Source organism: Mesotoga sp. HF07.pep.5.2.highcov (assembly GCF_003666285.1).
Taxonomy (GTDB): domain Bacteria; phylum Thermotogota; class Thermotogae; order Petrotogales; family Kosmotogaceae; genus Mesotoga; species Mesotoga prima.
The window spans coordinates 1-7,010 of sequence record NZ_JFHJ01000174.1; the positions used below are offsets into that span (position 1 = coordinate 1).

The following is a 7,010-nucleotide window of genomic DNA, read 5'->3' on the forward strand; positions in this document are numbered from 1 at the left end:
TCGTTCCAGAGAGAGGATCTGTTCTTCATACTCTTTCGAAGGACGGGTTCTTGCTGTTTAACGAAGGACCAAGGACGGCTCTTTGCAGCACTCAGCGGGTTTTTGCTCTTAAGCGTACAGCGGTTCTTACGATAGAGATGCTGAAACAAGTTCAGATGACGGGATGAGACGTTATCGAAATAACCAGCGCTATCATTCCCGTCATGACTTCTCAATCGTCCCTCTCATTGTCATCCCGAACTAGTTTCGGGATCTGATCTTGAACCAATCGAAGATGCGAGTTCGATGTTGCGGTTGAAAAAACTTGAGGCCGAGATTCTGAATCAAGTTCAGATGACGGAATGTTGTGTTCTTAAGATTTACTGAACGCTGTCACGGAATGTGATGTTTTCGGTAAGCCTGCCGTCATGCTGAAACGAGCATGACGAATTGAGACGTTTTCGAAATAACCAGCGCTATCATTCCCGTCATGACTTCTCAGTCGTCCCTCTCATTGTCATCCCGAACTTGTTTCGGGATCTGATCTTGAACCAATCGAAGACACCGGTTGGTTGTTGCTGGTTGAAAAAACTTGAGGCCAAGATTCTGAATCAAGTTCAGATGACGGATTGTGAGGTTTTCAGAACGATCTTGATCTTCATACCTCTGTCCTCTAACCTCTAGGTTTTTCACACCCCCTTGACCCTTCAGCTCGTCGACCGTCTTGAAGTATTCGTACTCCGGTACATTCTTGATTACCGCCTTTATTGAGTCCATGACTACTCCTTTATGTAGAGACAGACAGACTGCCTGCCGTTGTCGATTGCTCGAAACTCTGGTCAATTAACAGCGAAGCTCTTGTCGACCGTCTTTCCGGAAAGACTTCTTAGCCGGGGCTTTCTTGAGAAGACCATGTTAAGTATAACCCGTTCTAATATAAAAAAACCCCCGAACGAATCGAGGGTTCTTGGTCGGGGCAACAAGATCGGTAAATAGTGAGTTAGCAAAGATACCTCAGAAAGAATGATACCTCCTTCTCATCAAAATCAATCGTACCTCCCGAGATCAGAACTCTCAAGCAATGTTTCAACGGACAAGATAATGAGATACGCGGTCATTGCCGTCTCTTCATTAGAGCGACAGTATAAGGGAATCAAAACGAAGATGAAGAACGAAGGCAAGGACGTTACGGAAATGAATGCGGAGATGAAAGAGGCAGCGATAAGACTGCTGGAGAACCTAGCGGCTATCGACGAATACTCACTCACAGATCAGGACAAGGCCTCCCTGGGTGACATAGTAGAGGCGGCACTGGAGATGTTTATAAACAAAAGATGAAGAACGTTTCAGGGATTCGCCTAACGCTTCCCGACTTTCAAGGGAAAGACTTCACCTACGAGATGTACCCTGTGTATGAGAAAGACTGGTTCTCCCTCAACATTGCACTAGACGTCTCAGACTTCATAGCGACGGCAGGAATCGAAGTGGAGCCGCCTGTGCGTTTTCATATAGGAATCGCTAAGAAGTGGCAATATCTGTTCGATTTCAAGCGCTATTTCGACCTGCTGATAGGATTTGAGTTTCGCTTTTGACACCTCCTTTTCCCGAAGATGACCCTTCCGTGTTGGGAGGGTCGTTTTTCTGCAGGTGTTGGAAACCAATCCTATTCAGTCAACTCTACGTAGATTTTCACAGCAGTATCAATATCTGTGTAGTCAGGAATAATGAAGCAAATGATAGTGTCAGTATGTTTCTTCGACAAGTAGGCAAATACTGGTGATTGCACAAATAACAGCAGTGGCTTAAAGAGGTAATTTCTATAAAGCTCTGTATCTGCAGCCAAAGTAGTTGTGGCTTTGTAAACATTGTCGATGTCCCAGAGGTCCGATTCTCTTCCGTCAAGGAAAATCTTAGCTAACGCCAAATACTGAAGGAGAATATCCTCAATGATTTGTGGATGCTTCTTGAATACGTCAAACGCTTCTTTGTTACTTAGCCCTTCCAGAAATCTCATGAAGTTTTCTAGCCATAGCATTTGTTCCTGTTCGCTTGACACAATTCTTAGATAGTAATTGTACATGTCTTCAAGAAACAGCGAGGGTTCTTCTACTCCAGGCATTCTTTCGCTGTCTTTGGGATATAGTTTCAGCATCTCGGCTCTCAAGGACGAAGCATTATAGTAGTAGTAATCATGACGGAAGGTCTTATCACCAATTTCGTCCAATATTGTACTGAAAGTGTAGAACCTCTCACCGTAACTTGTTTTCTCGAGAGCCACTTTCCAGTCGAAAATTTTCTCCTTATCTGCGGATTCGAACACCGGGGGCTCTTTGGAATCAAGCCATTCGCTGATCGCTTGAATCATGATCTCGTACTTATTTACTTCAGTTGCACCTGACGAGAAAAGAAGAACAGTTGTAAGTAAACACAGAAGAAGCGTAAACCTTCTCTTTATTTCTCCCCCTTATTCTCGTTTCTTTTCCCCCGAAATATCAATATGATACCGCATGTTACACTTCAGACAAAACTCAGATAACTGTTTGCGCTTTGTGTGTAAGATTTACCGCAGAACGATGTGACGTTGATGAATTTGCATTTTCTATCGAAATACGTGCAATCATATTGCTGAAAACCGCTTATCACAAAACGCGATTCTTTCTGAGCAATCCCTTTCTTGTTTTGGTATCAATGTAACAAGTGGTATATTGATCTTGTGAGGTCATTGTACAGCTTGCCGTGTGTTGCCTGAGTCTTAACGTCTTTACTTCGAGTGCGAGCCCTTGCCTATGGAGGTGGGTAATGAAGAAAGCAGTATTGTTGACAGCCTTCATTTTATTGCTGGCGATTCTTATGCTGGCAAGAAGCGGACAACTGGTACTGGTCGAAAAGGGAAGGTTCACGATGGGCGACACGTGGGGAGATGGATACGATAATGAAAAACCGACCCACCAGGTGACGTTCACCTACGACTTCTACGTTGGCAAGTATGAGGTCACATTCGACGAGTATGACGCTTTCTGTGAGGCTAGAGGCATAGTCAAGCCAGACGACGAAGGCTGGGGAAGGGGAAGCAGACCAGTTATTAACGTGAGCTGGTGGGATGCAATAGCCTATTGCAACTGGTTGAACGCGAAATATAAACTCCCCAAAGCGTATGACGATGATGGTAATCTGTTGGACAAAGACGGAAGAGTAACTGCAGACATAACGAAGGTAGTTGGGTACAGGTTGCCTACCGAAGCCGAGTGGGAATACGCGGCCAGAGGAGGAAATAAGAGCGAGAACTACAAGTACTCCGGAAGCGATAATGTTGGCTACGTTGCGTGGTACGATTCGAACTCGGAGAGTAAGACGCACGAAGTAGGGAAAAAGTTGCCTAACGAGCTCGGCATATACGATATGTCTGGAAACGTATGGGAGTGGTGCAGCGACGGTCATATAAACTACTCCGGCTGGGCGGATACGAATCCAATCATGTCTTTACTTGCTCGCGGCCGGGTGCGTCGTGGCGGTAGTTGGGTTAACTTTGCGACGTACGCGCGTGTAGCGTTTCGCAGCTTCTACAAACCTGATTCCATGTACTACTACCTGGGGTTTCGTGTTGCAAGGAAGGCACCCTGATTACTAGTATTTTTACGTTCTTATCCTTTGCTGTGCCTCCAATCACCCAGGTATGGATGAATGAATGAGCCCAAAAGCTAGAAGAGTCACAGGAGAATTGGAATGTCTATGGCGTTCGAATAATTACGGTTCACTTTGGGACAGTTTGGGATTAAGATCATCTTCCGATGATTCTTGGGCATACTTATAAATCATTAGAGAAAAGAGCTGTTGGGTTGAAGTTAGCTTAGATAGTATCTTTTGGAGAAGTTTCTAAATGGCCAAAACACGAACAATGGGGCTAATTTGACAAGGAGGTTATCTTGAACTTCAACAAAAGTGTTTTTGCTAAAATTGGGTTTATACTGATTTTCATAGGAATTATTCTTCTCCTTATTGGATTTGCCATACCCGTTTTCATATTGTTATCAATAATGTTATTTCTACTCGCAATAGCACTCTTGTTATCTTCTCAAGACTTTCCAACTGCAGAACAATGCCTTACTTTTGCAGAGAGCAAGCTTCATCCTGGGGAAGTTGTAATTTCCTCTGTTTTTGTTAATCGTTTTATGGAGGGAGTTACTTGGGACGGTAAAGAGGTGAGAGGGTATGTGAGATATTTTTTTGTCTTCACGAACTATTTCCTGCGAATGTATTTACCGAAGCAGAGATGGCCATGGCAAAACGAAGAAGTTCGGTTTTCTAGAGAGGATACTATGGGTTGTGATACACTTGTCAATTACACATTTACCAACCCTGGTTCAAGAAGACAAAACTTTTCTATCAACTTCTGGACAGGTTCTGTTGTCGGGTATACTGAAAAAGAGGAAGATGCTTACCAGCTTCAGCAAGCAGTAGATCAAATTCTTCAAAGACAACGAATAGGTGTTAATCGAGGATCAACTAACCTATCTCAGGAAATTGTGGAGTTGAATCGATTGATGGAGGAGGGATTGATTACTGAAGATGAATTTGGGAGGGCAAAAGAACTTTTCCTGGGAAAACCCAAAGACGATCGTGATTATGTAGTAAAGCTTCTGAGAAATCTGTACGTGCTTTATAAAACTGATGTGCTTTCTGAATCGGAGTTCAATATGAAGAAATGGGATATTCTATCCAGAAACAAGTGATTTGTATCTTACCTTGTAGTTTTAGATAGAACAATCTCTTATTGGGAGGAAGAGAATTGAAAATTGCGAAGTTTCTAGTAATAAGTATATTGATGTTCGCAACTTCAACGTTGGCAATCACAGAAACTGTAATGCCTACTATTCAGAGAGTTTTGGATACTGAAAGACTTATAAACGCGGACATACTGTTACTGCGAAACGGGGATAAACTGACGGGCACTGTCCTTAACGAGAGCTTCTCCATAAGAACCTCCTATGCCCAAATAGCATTAGAGAGCAGATACATTGCCGGGATAAACCTCGAAGGAGGGGCTACCAACACAGAATTTATATTAACTATCAACAACAACCGCTTTTCAGGGTTAATAGAAGATGCATTCATAAGCTTTAAGCTTACGAGTGGGCAACTGCTAGAGATAGGGCATGAGCACGTGCTGAAGATAATCTTTCGGCAGAGACCACAGGAAACGGCTGGCATGAAGTGGAGGCAGTTCATGAAGCTCAAAGACGGAGACTACTTTCACGGACAAATAATCACAAAGGACATAACGATCTCCACAGCTTACGCGAAGATACTGCTCGACTTCGCTACAACCGAGTCGATAACTCTCATTGGGGACGCTAATCTACTCACCACAGTGAAGATGACGAATGGGGACACCGTGCAGGGGATACTCGAGACGGAGGACATAGAAATCGCGCTTGACGTGGGATCGGTGATAGAGGTTCATCAGGATAGGATAGACAGGATATTTTTCAAGGAGGGCTACTACGTGCCAGATAGCATCATACCCTCGATCGTCACAAGCACTTTTGCACCGAAGGGGAATTTCATACTTGTCGAGAAGAACAGTTTCACTATGGGAGACACCTGGGGTGGAGGAGATAGCGATGAAAGACCTATACACATGGTGACGTTCACTTACAACTTTTACATAGGCAAGTATGAAGTCACATTCGACGAGTACGACACCTTCTGCGAGGCTACTGGCAGGAGTAAACCCAGCGATAACGGGTGGGGAAGAGAAAATAGGCCAGTTGTCAACGTGAGCTGGAACGATGCTATAGCTTACTGCAACTGGCTGAGTGAGAAAGAGGACCTTCCAAAGGCGTATGACAGTAGCGGGAATTTGCTGGACAAAGACGGAAAAGTGACGGCAGACATAACGAAGGTACTCGGATACAGACTGCCTACTGAGGCCGAGTGGGAATACGCGGCCAGGGGTGGAAACAAGAGCAAGGGATACAAGTATTCCGGGAGTAACAGTGTGGATGATGTGGCCTGGTACGATCCGAATTCCGGAGAAATGACTCAAGAAGTTGGAAAGAAAACGCCGAACGAACTTGGACTTCACGATATGTCTGGAAACGTTTGGGAATGGTGCAGTGACTGGTATGAAGCTTACTCCAATTCGGCGCAGACGAACCCTTACAATACCAGTGGTTCCAGCCGGGTGGTTCGTGGCGGTAGCTGGTTCCACTTTGCTTCGAACGCACGGGTGGCGAGTCGCACAGGCTCCTCCGCTACTGGCACGGACCGCAGCCTTGGGTTCCGTATTGCAAGGACGGAGCCCTGATTAAACTAAATCGATGATAGTTGCCATGAAGTGGGACTATCCGACGCGTTTCGTGGAGACTACACCCTTTGTTCTGTTTGCAATCCTTACTATGTTGACTGGCAGCCTTACTTCTGGAAGGAATAGCTAGATAATATATTCAAGAAAAGAAACCTCATTTTCGAAGGTGCTTTCTAACAAAAGAAAAGGCGCGACCTCAGTCGCGTCTTTCCTTTATAATGGTGCTTTTCGCTAGCATCGCGGTGCTAACAGGTGGTCGGGGCAACTGGACTTGAACCAGCGACCTTCTGCGCCCCATGCAGACACGCTTCCAACTGCGCTATGCCCCGTACTCGAAGATTTTATCACAGTTGGGATAACCTTTCAAGAGCAGAACGACGCCCAGGGCAACTTTAGGATAATTAAAATTGGCTCTGCAGGCTACTCTCGGACCTCGAAGGTCAGGAAGTCGATCTCGATGCCGCCGCTCTCGGAATCATTCAACCTGAAGTCGTAGAATCCGGCATCCCATGGAGCGGTGAATACTATCAAACCGTCTGCCATGCCACCGACGTAAGCATACTGAATGTCGTGCAGGTCGTTTTCCGACTCGCTTCCATGCGTAATATCCGAAGGAACGATTCCGATCCAGGCGTAAGCCCCAGTCCCGAAGTTCCAAAGAAGTAGAGATTGATCTCTTCACCGGGAACGAAAACAAGTTTTTCGAAACTCATGTACTTAGGTT

7 protein-coding genes, 1 tRNA gene and 1 pseudogene are annotated in these 7,010 nt (G+C 45.1%); 5 read left to right on the forward strand and 4 right to left on the reverse strand.

Annotated features, from left to right (window positions below; all coding sequences use genetic code 11):
- The first annotated feature begins 1,080 nt into the window (after nucleotides 1–1,080).
- Both BG32_RS03390 and BG32_RS03395 read left to right on the forward strand, forming a co-directional pair.
- Nucleotides 1,081–1,317 carry a hypothetical protein gene (locus BG32_RS03390; protein WP_014731796.1) on the forward strand — a complete coding sequence of 79 codons (237 nt, stop codon included), beginning with the start codon at nucleotides 1,081–1,083 and terminating at the stop codon, nucleotides 1,315–1,317.
- Nucleotides 1,314–1,571: a hypothetical protein gene (locus BG32_RS03395; protein WP_014731797.1), complete on the forward strand. Its 258-nt coding sequence runs from the start codon at nucleotides 1,314–1,316 to the stop codon at nucleotides 1,569–1,571. The genes BG32_RS03390 and BG32_RS03395 overlap by 4 nt, the downstream gene beginning before the upstream one ends.
- Before the next feature lie 71 nt (nucleotides 1,572–1,642).
- Here the strand turns inward: BG32_RS03395 and BG32_RS03400 are convergent, their stop codons facing one another.
- Nucleotides 1,643–2,344, reverse strand: a complete 702-nt coding sequence (locus BG32_RS03400; protein ID WP_041928278.1) for a hypothetical protein — start codon at nucleotides 2,342–2,344, stop codon at nucleotides 1,643–1,645.
- A 434-nt stretch (nucleotides 2,345–2,778) separates the two neighbouring features.
- On the opposite strand from BG32_RS03400, the gene BG32_RS03405 reads away from it, so the two are divergent.
- The 3 genes from BG32_RS03405 (at nucleotide 2,779) to BG32_RS16150 (ending at nucleotide 6,286) form a co-directional block, all read left to right on the forward strand.
- Nucleotides 2,779–3,600 (forward strand): formylglycine-generating enzyme family protein, encoded by an 822-nt coding sequence (locus tag BG32_RS03405; protein WP_014731799.1) that lies wholly within the window; start codon nucleotides 2,779–2,781, stop codon nucleotides 3,598–3,600.
- A 302-nt stretch (nucleotides 3,601–3,902) separates the two neighbouring features.
- Entirely contained in the window at nucleotides 3,903–4,709 is an 807-nt protein-coding gene (locus tag BG32_RS03410; RefSeq protein ID WP_014731800.1) for an SHOCT domain-containing protein, read from the forward strand.
- 56 nt (nucleotides 4,710–4,765) lie between these two features.
- Nucleotides 4,766–6,286, forward strand: coding sequence for a formylglycine-generating enzyme family protein (locus BG32_RS16150; protein WP_014731801.1), 1,521 nt, complete (start codon nucleotides 4,766–4,768; stop codon nucleotides 6,284–6,286).
- A 253-nt stretch (nucleotides 6,287–6,539) separates the two neighbouring features.
- Here BG32_RS16150 and BG32_RS03420 read toward each other — a convergent pair.
- The 3 genes and pseudogenes from BG32_RS03420 to BG32_RS15755 all read right to left on the reverse strand — a co-directional run.
- A tRNA-Pro gene (locus BG32_RS03420) sits at nucleotides 6,540–6,615 on the reverse strand.
- Nucleotides 6,616–6,706: 91 nt separating this feature from the next.
- The gene (locus BG32_RS16155) at nucleotides 6,707–6,829 is read right to left on the reverse strand and encodes a hypothetical protein (RefSeq protein ID WP_259459479.1); all 123 of its coding nucleotides are present in this window, start codon (nucleotides 6,827–6,829) and stop codon (nucleotides 6,707–6,709) included.
- Nucleotides 6,814–7,010, reverse strand: a pseudogene (locus BG32_RS15755) (hypothetical protein); the annotation flags it as partial. The gene BG32_RS16155 and the pseudogene BG32_RS15755, both read right to left, overlap by 16 nt.